This is a genomic window from Vibrio sp. 99-8-1 (assembly GCF_013114595.1).
GTDB lineage: Bacteria > Pseudomonadota > Gammaproteobacteria > Enterobacterales > Vibrionaceae > Vibrio.
This window is the reverse complement of sequence record NZ_VTXE01000026.1, coordinates 30,657-46,205: the sequence shown is the minus strand read 5'-3', so window position 1 is coordinate 46,205 and position 15,549 is coordinate 30,657. Positions and strand designations below refer to the sequence as shown.

Here is a 15,549-nt window from a genome sequence, read left to right as displayed (position 1 = left end):
GATAATCGGCCTTACCATCCGAGAAATCTAAAAATTAGAAACCCCAGATGCTACCAACATCTGGGGTTTCGCCGTTTATAGAGATGGATTAATTCACTAACAGATAAAACCAAACTAACCCCTTAATTCTCCTACCCAAAATGCGGCATCAAGTTCACAGCTTATGGTTGTCTCTTTCGCGACATCTAATTGTTTCTCTATCTCACTTATTTGTTGCCAATTCGACGCTTCAATGGCTTCAACAAGTTTAAGCAACGCTCCTAGCGTACCTTGATGCTCAAGTAACGCTTCTTTAATCGCCATTTCAATATTTAGCGGTTGTAAAATGTCTTCTATCTCTATGTCCAGTACAGCGTCAATAAGCGACAACATTCCACAAAGATAACCGATGCTTTTTAATTTCTCTTGCCCCATTCGACTGAGCATACTTTCAATAAACTTGGCTCGGTGCAAAGAAGTGATAGAGAGAATATCAGGCTTGTTATCCCCCATTTCAGCAAGAGCTACATAAGAGACAAATTTACGTAAGTTATCTTCCCCTAGATACACCAATGCTTGATGAAAAGAGTGGATAGGTGCAGTAATTGCCGCACAAGCATTAACAAAGTTAAGCAATTTAAATGACAGCGCCGCATTGCTAGAGATAATTTTTTCTACATTATTAAAATCAATGCTGTTGTCCGCTACCGCCCGGCACAGTTGGATACTCGTCATCAATGACGAATCGACAGTACGATTTTTAATGATTTCAGGTCTGCTAAAGAAATAGCCTTGGAAATAATGAAAACCCTGTTTCTTTGCAAAGCTATACTCTTGGTATGACTCAACTTTCTCCGCCAAATACTCCAATGTTAATCCCGAGGTTTCGTCCATATAATTGCTAATTTGTTGCCAAGAGGTCGCTTGTAGATCAAATTTTATGATATCCACTAGAGGCAAAAAGCGTTTCCATTCATCAGAAACAACAAAATCATCTAACGCGATAGAATAACCTTGCTTCTTTAATTCTGTTAATGATGAATACAACTCTTCCGTTGGTCGGCACGTTTCTAACACTTCAATCACATACTGCTTTACTGGAAAGTCCAATGGCACTTTCGAGATGATTGTGTCATAACCAAAATTGATAAAACCTTTCTTATCTCCAATAACCCGACCTTGCTGAACTAAGCACTGCTCGACAAGCAGCTCTTTGGTTGCAATTGATAAGTCAATGTTTGGAAACGCGTTTTTCTCTCCATCTCTATACAGTAACTCATAACCGATCACATCGAGTTGTCGGTTTAAAATGGGCTGTCTTGCAACATAAGAATACATCTATTCAGACTCCTTAAGACAAACATAGCGCGGATCACGCCAAAATATTCAAACTATCTTTAATCAACCTTCAGCCAGCTGTTCAACCATTGAAAAATCAACGCCTAATGACTTAGAGATATACATAGCTTCATCAGCCAATGTTATTAATGTCGACAAGTCACCATGATCTTGGGGGTAAATGCCCATACCGATGCTTGCCTTAATAGTTATACTCACATCACCATTGTCTGGATAAATAGGGTGTGAAACTAGTCGATGGATTTTGTTACTCATGGATTCTAGCTCATACTGATAATCACTCTTGTTCGCCATACGAAATATCACAAGAAACTCATCCCCTCCAACTCTAAACACATAATCATCAGCACGTAACATGTTAGTCAAACGTTCACCTAACTTAGCAAGCAAGACATCTCCAACATGATGCCCATACAGATCATTAACTGACTTAAACTTATCAAGATCAAAATAGGCGACACCAAACGAACTCGATAGGCTGATAGAGAAATGTTCATTTTCAAGTAATTGATGAAGGTGCCTTCGATTTGCTAGCCCTGTGATTGGATCTGTATTTGCTTCACTCTGTAGCTCATTGATTTCTCGTTGAATTTGTGAGTAATCTTGGACAATAGCGAAACCATAAACCTGACTGTCCATTTCAACAAAAGCAATGGAGACTTTTGCCTGAAAGACCTCACCATTAGCATCAACACAAGGTAAAGCATTTCGCTTATTCATGACCTTCGCTGGCTTACGCGCCTCGATGAAGTTGCTCACTTCTAGACGGTGAGTATTGGCATAAACTTCTGGCATTAGCGCATCCAATTTCATCGAACTAAGCTCAGATTCAGAGTAATGAAATAGCTCTGCACAAGCAGAGTTCACATAGACGATATCAGAGGAGTGGTTGACGACAATTACTGCATCACCTAAGAACTCCAGAAAAGAGGTTATATTGGATAATTGAGCCATATACATTCACTAACTAAATACCACTTGTTCATTATAGTAAGAGAGACGCTCTGTTTGCATTAGAAGTCGCTAAACTTTGAAACCTCTATCAGTTTCACCTAAATATAAGTGACAAAAGACACACTAGCGCACAAAACGCTTCAGTTTAGTATCGGCAAAGACGCTCTCCCTTTAACTTGACGCATCGCCATATGAGTATGAATATCCTTAACATTGTCCACACACTGTAGTTGGCGAATAAAAAGTTCGTAATCGTTCAAATCTTGACTCACCACTTCTAATAAATAGTCATACGCTCCAGACACAACATGACAACTGACCACTTGTTTCATTTCTACTATTTCAGACTCAAACTTATCAATGCTTTGTGCTTGGTGATTACTTAAACTCACCTCAACAAAAACCGTCATTGCGATACCTATTTTTTGACGATTTAATAACGCGCTGTAGCCTTCAATAACGCCCTGCTGTTCCAGCTTTTTCAATCTACGAGCACACGGAGAAGCAGATAGGCCAACACGCTCGGCTAGCTCCACCGTGCTTAATCGTCCATCTTGCTGCAATAGTTCTAATAAATGTTGATCAAATTTGTCCATGCTTATACCCATCAAATCACTTTCTTATGAAAAATTGGCTTTATTCATCTCAAATAAGTTATTTTATTATCATTTCCACCAATATCTAGGCAAAAACAACCATAATTAGCCTATTTCCACCATCTAAGACGATGCATAATACTCTTATTATTTAATAACAAAAAGTTAACATTTATGATTCTTGGTCATTTGGCTATTTTTGTTACCATAATTTTGTGGTCAGGCTTCTTTATCTCACTCAAAGGTGGGGCAAACTCAGAGCTCACTTCTGCCGATATTGCTTTAGCGCGCTTCTTACTGCCAACAATATTATTACTACCAGTTGTTATTAATGCTCGTCATCAGATTAAAAAGGTACCGATAAAATACTTAATCGGTATCTTTATCGGCAGTGGTCTCCCCTACTTATTAGTAGCCAGTCATGCTATGCAGTATGCACCGGTTGCTCATGCAAGCGCCTTAATTCCTGGAACCTTACCGCTATTTGTTACTGGTATCGCCATTACCTGTTATAAACAGCCTTCTGGATTACATAGGCGAGTTGGATTGATACTAATAAGCTTTGGCATTGTTCTGTTTTTGTTCAATAGCTTAGCAACGTCTAACAATAGCTTGTTCACCGGTCAGCTCATGTTTCTTGGTGCCAGTTTTATGTGGGCGCTGTTTACCATCAGTGCACGAGTAGCAGGCTTACCCCCTTTGGTTTGTGCGGGTTTGGTCGCTTGTATATCAACATTATGTTTGTTTGCTGCTATCGCCAGTCAACTATTAAACAGTTCGTTAATAAGCAGCAACATTGTGCACTGGCCATGGCAAGAGGTAATTGGACATATATTACTGCAAGGGATTGGAGCTGGATTACTGGCATCGTTCACATATCTGTATGCGATAAAACAGCTAGGAGCAGAGCGTTGTGCGGCATTTGCAGCAAGCACACCAATCGTAGCTGCGTTGCTTGCCTTTGCCGTTTTCTCTGAAAAGTTGGATGTTGTGACGACACTAGCTTTACTTGCAGTATGTCTTGGCAGCATTGTGGCAAGCACCATACTTGAAAAGAAGCAGCCATCTAACAGATTATCTGTTTCCAATTAATTAGGTTTTAATTTTCTAATATAACCTCAACTCGGGATAAGAAAGTCAAAATTCCATATTTAATAATAAGTTAAGCTTTAACTAGGCGCAGTGCTGCTATTTTAGATGAATGACAAGGCAAAATTATAAGTGATAGTTATTCTATCACGTTGATTTTAACGAAATCAGACGCTATAAGAGCAGTACTGAGCGGCTTAAATTATCCCGAGCTGAGGTTAATATATATCAGTATGCCCTAATTCTTACTTGGTCATTAGTTAGCAAAGAAAATAAAGGCGTTTTATACTCCATAAATACTATTTCACTGTTTTACATGACATTTTTGTCAGTTCGAGTTGGTACATTCTTAGAACTTGCTATATATTATGATTAAGAATAAAAACATATAATAAATTTATGGCTAAGTTAAAACAGAAAATCTGGGCTATTTTTGCACTCATATTTATCATTTCATTATTGGCTTTTGGCTTTGTTACTGTTTATATGCACGATAATACGGTAGAACGCTTTCACAATGAGCAAAAAAGCAGCATTACTCTGTTTTCTAATTCCGTTCACGCTTTCTTTCGAACACAAGATGCTCTGCTACATATTTTAGGGTTACAAATGGTAGCAGAGTACCCAACTCTTGCTCATCCAGTTCACGATAAAACATTAGATGAGATCATGGTGAACTATCCAGCTCTATTAGGACTTGGCCTAGTGGCCTATGATGGCACACCTTTAGTTGCCAGCTCGAACTTTGATCTTAATAAGCTGCCAAACCTTATGGAGCTTCCACAAACAAAGCCATCATTTCAAATAGCTCGTAGTATCGACAAAATATCCATTGGCCCAACTTATTTAGTCAATGCTTTAAAAACAAAAACCTATGCAATGCCAATACGTCGTTCAATCTATGCTGGTAAAGACCGAACTCAACCTATTGCAGTCATGACGGCTGGTATCCGAATTGATAATTCACCTCTATTTGGTGTAGGAGATGAGCTAAATAGTTATCACAATATCCAGATTATTCGTAAAGATGGCTACAATCAGTACTCTTCTGATTCTGATATAAATTACTCACAGAAAAGTAACCAAGACTTGCTCCCGTTACTTAACTCTACCTTCTCTGAAGCAATCAGCAATGAACTACCGTCTATCCAATCTATTAATTACATCATTGGCGATAAAAACCAACGCTTAGTCGTGAAATACGACCCATATTCAGAACTGTTTTTTGTATCAAACATTAAACAGCAATATATCAATCAAGTTTTTATATCCAGATTTACGGTTATCTTGGGCTTCTTTGTTAGCTCAATGTTTATTTTATTTATTCTTATCCGTTCAATTGCCAACAGTGAAATTAAAACTAACAGCAAGTTGGTTTATCAAGCTCAACATGACTCTTTAACCAATCTACCCAATCGGCAGTATTTACGCTCTTGTATCAATGAATGGATTAACTCAGAGTCCGGCAATAACCCACCTTTCGCCTTGATGTATATCGATATAGACAATTTTAAAAGCGTAAATGATAGTTACGGTCATGAATTTGGAGACAAAGTACTAATCCAAGCAACACAAAGATTGAGCCAAATTTTAGCTTCAGATGGCCTACTAATTCGAGAATCCAGCGACGAATTTATCTTTCTAACCTATTCATGCGAACATGCGCAATTGCAATATACCACCAAACTTATCTCAACCAGTTTAGCCGAACCTTACATAGTCAAAAATAGCAGTATTCTCTTAGGCAGTTGCATCGGTGTCTCTCGCTATCCAGAGAATGGCGTAAAACTAAATGAGTTACTTAGTGCTGCTGACATAGCACTTCATAGCGCGAAAAAGAAACGTAACTCTACCTGTTTCTTCTCCAGTCAGATGCAAGAAGAGCATTATCAACATGTCCAACTTGAACAAAAATTGAGAGTCGCCATAGAGCAAGAAACGCCTTTTATGGTCTATCAGCCACAGGTTGACAAAAACGGTGAGATTTATGGCGTTGAGGCACTCGTTCGTTGGATAGATGAAACACTTGGTTTTGTCAGCCCTGAGAAGTTTATCGCCATTGCAGAATCGACCGGACTAATGAGTAAACTAGGGCAACTCATTATCGACAAATCTTTAACAGACCTATCCAAATTAAACCGAACCCTTGATAAGCCACTTAAGCTTTCAATCAATATTTCCGTACGTCAATTTACGGAAGAGCTGTTCGCAGAAAGGATACTCGCCAGTATAAAAGCGTTTGGACTCAGTCCCGAAACCATCACTTTAGAGATCACAGAAAACCTATTCATCGAGGATCTCAATAAAATTAAACCTATTTGTGCTTATTTACAGAAGCAAGGCATACAGATATCACTAGATGATTTTGGTACCGGATACTCTTCATTGAGTATGTTAAATGAGCTTGTTATTGATGAACTTAAAATCGATAAGAGTTTTGTTGATAAGATTGACGAAGATTCTCGCTCGCTGGCCATGATTACCAATGTTATTTCTATTGGTCAGCGTTTAGGAATGACCATAATTGCGGAAGGAGTAGAAACCTCAGCTCAGAAACAGTTACTGATAGATAATGACTGCTTTCAGTTCCAAGGCTACTACTTCTCTAAACCGCTGCCCTATGATCAACTGTGTCAGTATATGAACGAGAAGTAATCCATTACTGAAATCTGTCTTTATCCACTAGTGACAAGTAAAATAGAGATTGGTTGTACAGCATTGTGTGATAATCAAGCATAAAACAGTACCCTTCGGTGCCGTGTTTATGGGGTTGGAAACCAATGCTCTTCAACAATCTACATATGGGAGACAACTTGTTTGAGGAGAAATAGACAATATTTTCCACTTCTCTTGATGTTAAATTGGCAATCAAGAAAGCCACCATATCTAATAAAATACTTTTTCTCGTGCAATAGATACTGTTAATGGTCAATATGGATTGGCTAAACAGCTCTTCTCTCTCTTTTAGGTCGTAATCAAGTTTACCTAGCAAGTTTCCAGAGTCTTCATAATAAATCGAGTATTCTAGTTTCTGTCTATCTGATTTAACTGACGTCTTTACCGTGGTGTCATTTGAAATAAAATAGTCATCCCCTTCATCACAAGCAAAATCCCAATGGCAATTTTCAAATAAACTCTGTTTAAAATATCGCTCCAAAGCTTCGCCATCTATATTGAAAAAGCGACTTCCTTTGAGGTATTCAAAATCAAGATTCAATTCAGTAAATATTTCTATCTGCTTTTTGTGGGGAGGAACAACACCACCACCCTCCCAGCGACTAATAGTACTTGTATCACAAACACTACCCGTTCGAGGTTTAGAGATAATATAGGCCACTTGTGCTTGAGTTAATCCTAGAACTTTTCGTGCGAGCTTTAAAGCCTCAAAAAATTTAAATATTTTCATATCATTCAACCTAGTTACTATTGCAACAAATCCTCTCAACGATTGATACTAACTCTGAATTTTTATAAAAATATCAGATTAAACTTAATCAGTATTTTCTTATAACAAAACAACATCTCTTTTAATTGTCTACAGTGACTATTGAGTTGCTCAGCATTACAGTCTCGAAATTTATTTAAATAATGAAGACACTCATTAAACCCTCCGGTAGCCATACTCCCTTTTATTTTATGAATGATATCTCTTCTTTGTTGAGGAACTTCTATTGATGACAGCGCCTCAATATCAGAAACCGTGTTATCAAATAGCTCTTTATACATTGATGAAAGTTCAGACACATCAATATATTTTAAAAGTTCATTTATTCTTGTTATAAATAAGTTGTACAAGATACTATCGATGTCGAAATAAGGTTTAGGACAAGAATAATAAAAGCCTTGCACTTCAGTACACCGCGTCGTTTTTAAAGTATTTAACGTCGATATATGCTCGACACCTTCTGCTACAACACTTTTACCTATATCAACCAGGTAATTGATTACCGTAAAAACCAACTGCTTATCTGAAACAGAATGTTCTATAGCGCATATTAGTTTTCGATCAATTTTTACTTCGTCATAAGGTAGAGATTTGATTCTATTTAAGTTAGAAAAGCCTTTTCCAAAGTCATCAATTGAGATTTTAAAGCCTTTCATTTTCAGTTGTGCCAGCTTAAGGTTGCAATCTGATCCAATTAACTCAGATGTCTCCGTTAACTCAAAAGTAACCCAACGACTCAACATCGGTTTGTTTTCTATAATTTTGTCTAAATCTTCGATAAAACTAGGATAAGAGATCGCCATTGGATCGATGTTTATGGAGTAATTAAAGCGGTAGCCTTCCGTTAAGAGCTCTTCAATCACTAACATAAATCGTTCAATCACCTTAATATTGAAAATGTACTGCTTTTCTATGCTGTTTAGTTCTGGCAAAAATGTAAAAGGAAGGACAACACCATGCTCAGGGTCGATTATTCTCGCGAGCAGTTCAAAACCACTTACGCAATCATTCTTTATATTCACTTTCGGCTGAATGAAGGGGACAAGGCACTCATCTATATAATGTGCAAAATCTGATAAATCAGTGCTCATTAGGCGAGGTATTTTGGGACCATCAAACGACTCGCATTCACTCTTAAAACCATGGATTATCTGTTTTTTATATCTCTCTATTTCCTTATATAAGCTTCCCGGTGAGTTTTTGGAAACCACTTGCACAATATTAAGCTTGGAATCAGAAAGAGACTCAACAATATAATTCACCAAGCTCTCCTCTAATGCTGTCAAAATAAACAGCGGCACTTCATTCTTATGAAGAGAAGAGAGCTTATTGAGAACACTAACACCATCGCCATCATCCATCTTCATGTCTAGAAATACGATGTCTAGTTCTTCTTCATCCAAATCCAAATATTCAGAAAATTGATTACCACTTGAAAAATATCTAAATTCAAACTCTTCACCGAATAAGCTACTAAAACAAGTTTTAACTAAATCGTTAACAAATCCATGATCATCAACAACGCATACCACTTTCTTTCTCATAGCTAAGCACTCATAAAAAATTAATTTATTAGAAATAACAATGACAGGTGCACATTTTGAAAAAAACTTACGTACAATGCCACGGCATATAAATATCTATTAAATTATTAAATGTCATTGACCAGTATTTAAGAAATAAAAAAAGGCCTGACTTTTCAGTCAGGCCTATGTGGAGCGATTTTAATTTAGCTACTTTATAGCATGATTATTTTTACAATTTAGCAAGAAACCCTTCAATTTTTTCTTTATGCATAGCAAGTTTTTCTTCTGTTGGCTCTTTAATTGACTTATGAGTAAAGTAAACCAAAATAGCCATTTGCGCAGTTAAGCGGTTTTCGGCTTCATCGAACGCAACGGAATATTCACTCTCCAATGCTCCACGCGTCACTTCTTCTTTATCATTTGCAGGTAGACAGTGAAGTAACATTGCTCCTGGTTTTGCTTTTGCCATCAACTCTTCACTAATAACATAGTCTGGCATAAAGGCAGCTAGACGCTCTTCTTTTTCATCCATTTGTGTTACCCAGTAGAAGCTGTCACCGTATACCACATCACAGTCACTAATTCTTTCTACATCATCGGTAATTTCAATATGACCACCAGACTCTTCACAGAAAGATTGTGCCATATCGATCCACTCTTGCTCCATTTGATACTTCTTAGGACCAATTTGCTTAAAGCCCATGCCATATTTAGCACAAGTTAGCATAAGAGAGCGACAAACATCGGTAGCGTCACCCATAAATGCCAAAGTTAAATCTGACAACGTACGGCCGTCAGTGATGTGCTCTTTGATTGTGTATAGGTCAGCAAGCATCTGAGTTGGGTGGAATCGGGTATCTAGACCGTTAATGACAGGAACAGTCGACATTTCTAGCAAGCCATCAAGAGTTTCAGGGCTGTTGGTACGCGCCATAATCACATCACACATACGAGACAATACGCGAGAAGTATCATCAATGGACTCTTTGCCACCTAAATGGATATCTTTAGGAGATAAGAACAGGGCATGGCCGCCCAGTAGTGTTGCAGCAACTTCAAATGATACGCGAGTACGAGTAGAACCCGCTTCAAAAATCATACCGACAGACTTGCCTTTAAATAACTGAGGAACAGCATTGTCTTTTCTTGCTTCTTTAAGATAAGTCATCAGCTCCATCATGTCGTCCATCTCTTTTACAGAGAAGTCTTTCATTGAAACCATATGTTCCAGATTAGCTTTGTTTAGATCAGTTGCACTTGAAGATGGCAGTTTCATATTTGTGGTTCCTTGTATACGTTATTCGTGTTGTCGTTAGCATTTAAATGTATGCTGACTATGTTTTAATCTTTGGCTGGTCAATTAAATTCAACAACCAATCTCGATGGATTTAGTATCCATAAATACAAATCTCATTTCTAAAACTAGAATCACTAATCGGCGTATTTGGGACGAGTCTGAAAATTTACATGACAGAGTTCACAAACTAATTTTATCGCTACTCTATTTTTTCGATATTTGATTTTAATAGCGATAAAAAAAGGCGCTGAATAATACAGCGCCTTATATATAACAGAGACAAATTAATTAATTTTTGGTAGATGCTTGGGTAAATAAACCCCTAAATAAGCCTCAGTTAAAACAATCGCTTCTCTTGCCATCTCTGGAGCAATCTCTCCATTTTCACGATAATTCATTGAGTAAACTTTATCTGCAACCTGTAAAGCGATTGCAAAAATATTCACATCTTTAGGCAGTTCTGGCAAGGTGTAAAATTGACGATAAATCGCTTCTACACGTTGACCTAACAGCTGATCATTTTGTGCATCGGCATGACGTACTGTCGCGTAGGTGTGCTGGCCTAATAACGTGTGCTGAGCCAACGGAGTAGACATATAATAGTCAACAAAACTCTGCTCAATCATACGGTTGATATCACTCCAATGTGTCACTTTATCAGACTCTACCGCGGTATCTAAAACACTGAGAAAATCATCAAAAACATCATTCATCAGTTCACAAATCAATGACTCTATATTTGGGTAATGATGGTAAACCGTTGAAGCGGCGATCGCCGCTTCTTTAGCAACATCATAGATAGAGATTGAATTAACATTTCTTTGTGAAGCTAATTGAATAGCAGCTTTGTGTATTCTTTCAAGTCTTTGTTCTGTAGACTCTTTTTTCATTTTTCTACCTTATTCTTATCAGTATTTTAGCTTACCAGTTCATACAAATTTGTTACGTTTCAGCTTAAACAGCGACCAATCCTGCATTTCTGTTACTACTTACCCAGTGATAAAGCTAATCTCAATACCCCGTATCCTACTGCTATCTACCAACTATAGCCATTAAGTATCTCTTTAAATGCCCAAAAAATGCAGAACTCTAAACTGCATAAATTCGCCAACTCTCAATTTACTGGGTATCCAAATATATTGCATATTTATTGTTATAGAAAGATCTTTCCAATCTTGGAAGTGTTGTCTAGCCACTTTAAAGAAAACTTGATCAGAATCAATTTTCTCAACTGAGACAATTCAACCAAGCTTATTTATGGGTGGCGTCACGTCTTTCCCTACAATTAATATATGAACACCGATAAGTGATTCTAATAACATAAGAACAGATTCAAAGTAATTAATATTTATAAGGTCGAATTGTAATTTAAATTTCACTAAGTAAATAATTTACTCGTGTGAATAAACACGGAGAATAATATGGAAACGCAAAGTTCAAGCGGAAAAATGGGTGTAGGTAGTCTAGCCCTATTTAGCTTATGTGCTGTTATTGTTGTTGATACATTAACAGCATCAGCCTCAATTGGGGTTAGCTCTATCGGCTGGTGGTTAGTCACACTGGTTATATTTGTTATCCCTTACGGTTTAATCACTTCTGAACTAGGAACGACTTATCCGGGAGATGGTGGTATCTATGACTGGGTAAAAAAAGCATTTGGCTACAAATGGGCAGTAAGAACAACTTGGTTCTATTGGATTAACGTCGGCTTATGGATGCCAGCGGTATACATAATGTTTGCAGGTATGTTTGCAGAACTTTTCTTCCCTGATCTTTCTCTTATGGCACAAATTGCTATCTGCGTTGTACTCACTTGGTTAACAATCTGGATATGTAACGTTTCTGTCGATGTTGGCGTTTGGGTCACCAATATTGGTGCCATTCTTAAAATCACTGTTATCTCTGTATTGGGTTTTGGTGGCTTTATCTACGCAGCCAAAAACGGTGTTGCAAACGAATTCACTATTCAAGCAATGATGCCAAGCCTGGATACAGGTGCTGCTTTCCTTCCAGCATTGGTCTTTAACTTAATGGGTTTTGAGTTGGTTGCAACCATGACCAAAGAGATGAAAGATGTGCGTGACATGCCTAAGTCTATCTTCTTGGCGGCTGGTATAACTGCGTTCCTATACGTATTTGGTACTGTTGGTATCCTATTAGCACTTCCAGTAGAAGATATCGGTCTCGTTGCCGGTATTATCGATACACTGCACAAGCTATTTGGTGACAGCGCATTTGGTCAATTCATGGTGAATGCGATCGGTGTTATGGCTCTGCTCACTTTCATCGGTAACATGGTGACTTGGACTATGGGTGCAAGCCGTGCAGCAGCTGAAGCGGCCAGCGAAGGTGAACTTCCTGAAATCGTAGGCAAAATGTCTGAGAAACACGACACTCCTGTAGGTGCCAACAATATCACAGGTATTATTTCTACTATCGTAATCTTAGCGTATGCCCTGTTTGCTCAAGACAGTGATGAGCTATTCTGGTCAGTATTCGCATTCTCAAGCTGCGTATTCTTACTGCCATACCTATTTATGTTCCCGTCATATCTAAAACTTCGCATTGCAGATGCGGATACAGAAAGACCTTTCCGAGTACCAGGTGGAATGGGTGTTCAATGGGCACTTAGTATTATTTGCTTTATTGTCATTGCTCAAGCTGTAGTATTATTTATCTTCCCTGACTTAATCACTATGAGTGTTGACTGGGTATACAGTGCACCCGTACTAATCGGTGTTATCGCCACCATCTTAATTGGCGAGTATTTATTAAAACTGGCAGTCAATAAAAAGAACAACGCTGCACCTGAAGAATCTGACAATTTAACTCATAGCCATTAATGTAGGAGGCCTGAAAATGAGCAAAAGAATTAATTCAACACCAAGACAAGACGGATTTAGAATGCCGGGTGAACATGAGCCCCAAGCAGCGATTTGGATGGCTTGGCCAGAAAGAACAGACAACTGGCGTTATGGCGGTAAGCCAGCTCAAACAACATTTGTTGAAGTTGCAAAAGCGATAGCCATGACAACACCAGTGATTATGGCAGTGAGCGCTCAGCAGTTTGAGAATGCGCGGACGTTACTCCCTGAACACATTAAATTGGTAGAGATGAGCACAGATGATTCATGGATGCGTGATATCGGCCCTTCATACGTTATTAATGATAAAGGTGAACGCCGAGGTGTAGATTGGCACTTTAACGCTTGGGGAGGCCTAATTGATGGCTTGTACTTCCCATGGGATAAAGATGATGCTGTAGCACAAAAAATATGTGAAATACATGAAGATAACAGCTACCGCGCTCCTATCGTATTAGAAGGTGGTTCAATTCACGTTGATGGCGAAGGCACTTTATACACAACTGAAGAGTGCCTGTTACACCCAAGCCGTAACCCAGATTTAAGCAAAGCAGAAATCGAGCAAGTTCTTTGTGATTATCTGTCTGTAGATAAGGTCGTCTGGATACCAAACGGACTGTTCAATGATGAAACCAATGGACACGTTGATAACTTGATCCATATTGTTCGTCCGGGTGAAGTCGTCCTGACTTGGTGTGAAGATGAGAACGACCCTCAGTACGCCATCTCTAGAGCGGCATTAGATAGCTTGTTGAGTCAAACCGATGCAAAAGGTCGACAAATTAAAGTACACAAACTACCAATGCCGGGACCACTGTTTATCTCTGACGACGAAGCAAGTGGCGTTGACGTTTCTGAAGGAATGGAAAGAACACCAGGCGAACGCCTAGCGGGTTCTTATGCTAACTATTTGATCACTAATGACCATATTGTTTACCCATTACTCGACGAAAAACTGGATGCAGACGTAGAAGCACTACTCAATGAACTGTATCCTGGCTACAAAGTAACCGGTGTTAATGCACGAGAGATACTGTTAGGCGGTGGTAACATTCACTGTATTACTCAGCAGGTTCCTGCGGTTTAATACGCTTTAACAATATTACGTAAACAGCAAAATTACGTAAGCAGCAATATTACGTAAACAACAAAGGACTAAACGGCTACTGTCGCTTAGTCCTTTTTATTCATTATCAAGATCAAACAATCCTTGCTGAATATTCTCCAATTCGGAATCCATCACAACCTGTTTTTTAATCTTTTTGTTTTTACGCAAATACCGTTGACGGCACAGCTTAATAACATGCAGTTGCTGGGCAGGCGTATAAGAGAGCCAATTAAACCGCTCCTCTCTCTTTCTCATGCACCCTTTGCAATACCCTTTCTCATCGGTAGTACAGACTCCGATGCAAGGGCTAACAACAGTAAAAAATTCTAATTGTTCCATACAAGCTCAATTTGCTGGTTATCTTGTTTAATTATATATCAAAGTAATTTTTAGGTTGTTTGAGTGCAATTGCTTACTATTTGTAAACAACAATTGCTCACTATTTGTAAACAAATAGTAACCTAAGCCTTACTTTTTGCTGACATAGGGTTAGACTAAATAAGTACTCTCTATATTTCTTACAGATTGGAATAGTTATGAAAAAGATTTTAGCAATCCTCACCTTACCTCTTCTGCTCGCGGCATGTTCTAAAAGTAGTACAGAACAGAGTAGTATCACAGCAGAAGATCTTCAGCATCACAATTGGACGTTAGTGAAAGTAAATGATGAACCATTTGTAGCCGCAAATAATATGCATGCACCGAATTTAGAGATCGGTGAAGGTTTGATGGCAAATGGTAATGCTGGCTGCAATAACTTCTTTGGTCAAAGCGAACTAAAAGACAACCAATTTCGTATCGAGAAAATGGGAATGACCATGAAAATGTGCGTTGGAAATGCGATGAATACCGAACGCCTATTCGCGGAGTCTATATCGGACTGGAGTGACATTGCTTTAACTGACAAACAGCTAATACTAAAAGGCAAGAGCAACACTCTGGTGTTTGAACTGGCCGACTGGAAACAGTAAGCGTAAATGGCTGACATTAACCGGATAAAACAATCATTCTGGTTATTCTAAAATGGGCGTTTAGCCCATTTTACTTTTGTAGCGTTTTTCTGTTCTGGCACCGTTACTTTGCCAAAATCTCTCCGTACTAAAGTGACTTAAATTGATTAGTTAACGGGTCATACTGATAACCCAGCGTATCAAGTTTATCCACTAAGCTATCTACATCCATCTCATATCGACGAATCAACTCATCAAAACTGTCACACTCTAAACGCAGTTTCTCATTAACAATACCTAACAAAATACTACTGTCAAAACGTTTAATATTACTTAAGTCCATTGAGTTTTCTCTTGCTGCGCATCCTTTATTAAGCGTAGA

The 15,549-nt window shown here is 38.3% G+C and carries 14 protein-coding genes; 5 read left to right on the top strand and 9 right to left on the bottom strand.

Annotated features, from left to right (window positions below; genetic code table 11):
- Positions 1–114: 114 nt before the first annotated feature.
- From F0227_RS14770 to F0227_RS14760, 3 genes are all read right to left on the bottom strand, one after another.
- On the bottom strand, positions 115–1,317 hold the full coding sequence (locus F0227_RS14770) for an EAL domain-containing protein (protein WP_171753996.1): 1,203 nt from the start codon (positions 1,315–1,317) through the stop codon (positions 115–117).
- A gap of 63 nt (positions 1,318–1,380) precedes the next feature.
- Positions 1,381–2,292, bottom strand: coding sequence for a sensor domain-containing diguanylate cyclase (locus F0227_RS14765; protein WP_171753995.1), 912 nt, complete (start codon positions 2,290–2,292; stop codon positions 1,381–1,383).
- A 140-nt stretch (positions 2,293–2,432) separates the two neighbouring features.
- The gene (locus F0227_RS14760) at positions 2,433–2,888 is read right to left on the bottom strand and encodes an Lrp/AsnC family transcriptional regulator (protein WP_171753994.1); all 456 of its coding nucleotides are present in this window, start codon (positions 2,886–2,888) and stop codon (positions 2,433–2,435) included.
- Between the two features lie 174 nt (positions 2,889–3,062).
- On the opposite strand from F0227_RS14760, the gene F0227_RS14755 reads away from it, so the two are divergent.
- Both F0227_RS14755 and F0227_RS14750 read left to right on the top strand, forming a co-directional pair.
- Positions 3,063–3,980, top strand: a complete 918-nt coding sequence (locus F0227_RS14755; protein ID WP_171753992.1) for a DMT family transporter — start codon at positions 3,063–3,065, stop codon at positions 3,978–3,980.
- Positions 3,981–4,376: 396 nt separating this feature from the next.
- Positions 4,377–6,632: a bifunctional diguanylate cyclase/phosphodiesterase gene (locus F0227_RS14750; RefSeq protein ID WP_171753991.1), complete on the top strand. Its 2,256-nt coding sequence runs from the start codon at positions 4,377–4,379 to the stop codon at positions 6,630–6,632.
- Positions 6,633–6,636: 4 nt separating this feature from the next.
- On the opposite strand, the gene F0227_RS14745 is transcribed toward F0227_RS14750, so the two are convergent.
- From F0227_RS14745 to F0227_RS14730, 4 genes are all read right to left on the bottom strand, one after another.
- Positions 6,637–7,383, bottom strand: coding sequence for a helix-turn-helix transcriptional regulator (locus tag F0227_RS14745; RefSeq protein ID WP_171753990.1), 747 nt, complete (start codon positions 7,381–7,383; stop codon positions 6,637–6,639).
- A 62-nt stretch (positions 7,384–7,445) separates the two neighbouring features.
- Positions 7,446–8,966, bottom strand: a complete 1,521-nt coding sequence (locus tag F0227_RS14740) for an EAL domain-containing response regulator (protein ID WP_171753989.1) — start codon at positions 8,964–8,966, stop codon at positions 7,446–7,448.
- A gap of 211 nt (positions 8,967–9,177) precedes the next feature.
- Entirely contained in the window at positions 9,178–10,224 is a 1,047-nt protein-coding gene (gene argF, locus F0227_RS14735) for an ornithine carbamoyltransferase (protein WP_171753988.1), read from the bottom strand.
- Positions 10,225–10,529: 305 nt separating this feature from the next.
- Positions 10,530–11,135, bottom strand: coding sequence for a TetR/AcrR family transcriptional regulator (locus F0227_RS14730; RefSeq protein ID WP_171753987.1), 606 nt, complete (start codon positions 11,133–11,135; stop codon positions 10,530–10,532).
- 531 nt (positions 11,136–11,666) lie between these two features.
- Here F0227_RS14730 and F0227_RS14725 point away from each other — a divergent pair.
- Entirely contained in the window at positions 11,667–13,088 is a 1,422-nt protein-coding gene (locus tag F0227_RS14725; protein ID WP_171753986.1) for an APC family permease, read from the top strand.
- 16 nt (positions 13,089–13,104) lie between these two features.
- A complete protein-coding gene (gene aguA, locus F0227_RS14720; RefSeq protein WP_171753985.1) occupies positions 13,105–14,196 on the top strand; it encodes an agmatine deiminase in 1,092 nt (363 codons plus the stop codon).
- 96 nt (positions 14,197–14,292) lie between these two features.
- On the opposite strand, the gene F0227_RS14715 is transcribed toward aguA, so the two are convergent.
- Positions 14,293–14,556: a DUF1289 domain-containing protein gene (locus F0227_RS14715; protein ID WP_171753984.1), complete on the bottom strand. Its 264-nt coding sequence runs from the start codon at positions 14,554–14,556 to the stop codon at positions 14,293–14,295.
- Positions 14,557–14,741: 185 nt separating this feature from the next.
- On the opposite strand from F0227_RS14715, the gene F0227_RS14710 reads away from it, so the two are divergent.
- Positions 14,742–15,188, top strand: a complete 447-nt coding sequence (locus F0227_RS14710) for an META domain-containing protein (protein WP_171754033.1) — start codon at positions 14,742–14,744, stop codon at positions 15,186–15,188.
- A gap of 127 nt (positions 15,189–15,315) precedes the next feature.
- Here F0227_RS14710 and F0227_RS14705 read toward each other — a convergent pair whose 3' ends face one another.
- Complete coding sequence (locus tag F0227_RS14705; protein WP_171753983.1) at positions 15,316–15,510, bottom strand: DUF4250 domain-containing protein; 195 nt, start codon at positions 15,508–15,510, stop codon at positions 15,316–15,318.
- Positions 15,511–15,549 lie beyond the last annotated feature (39 nt).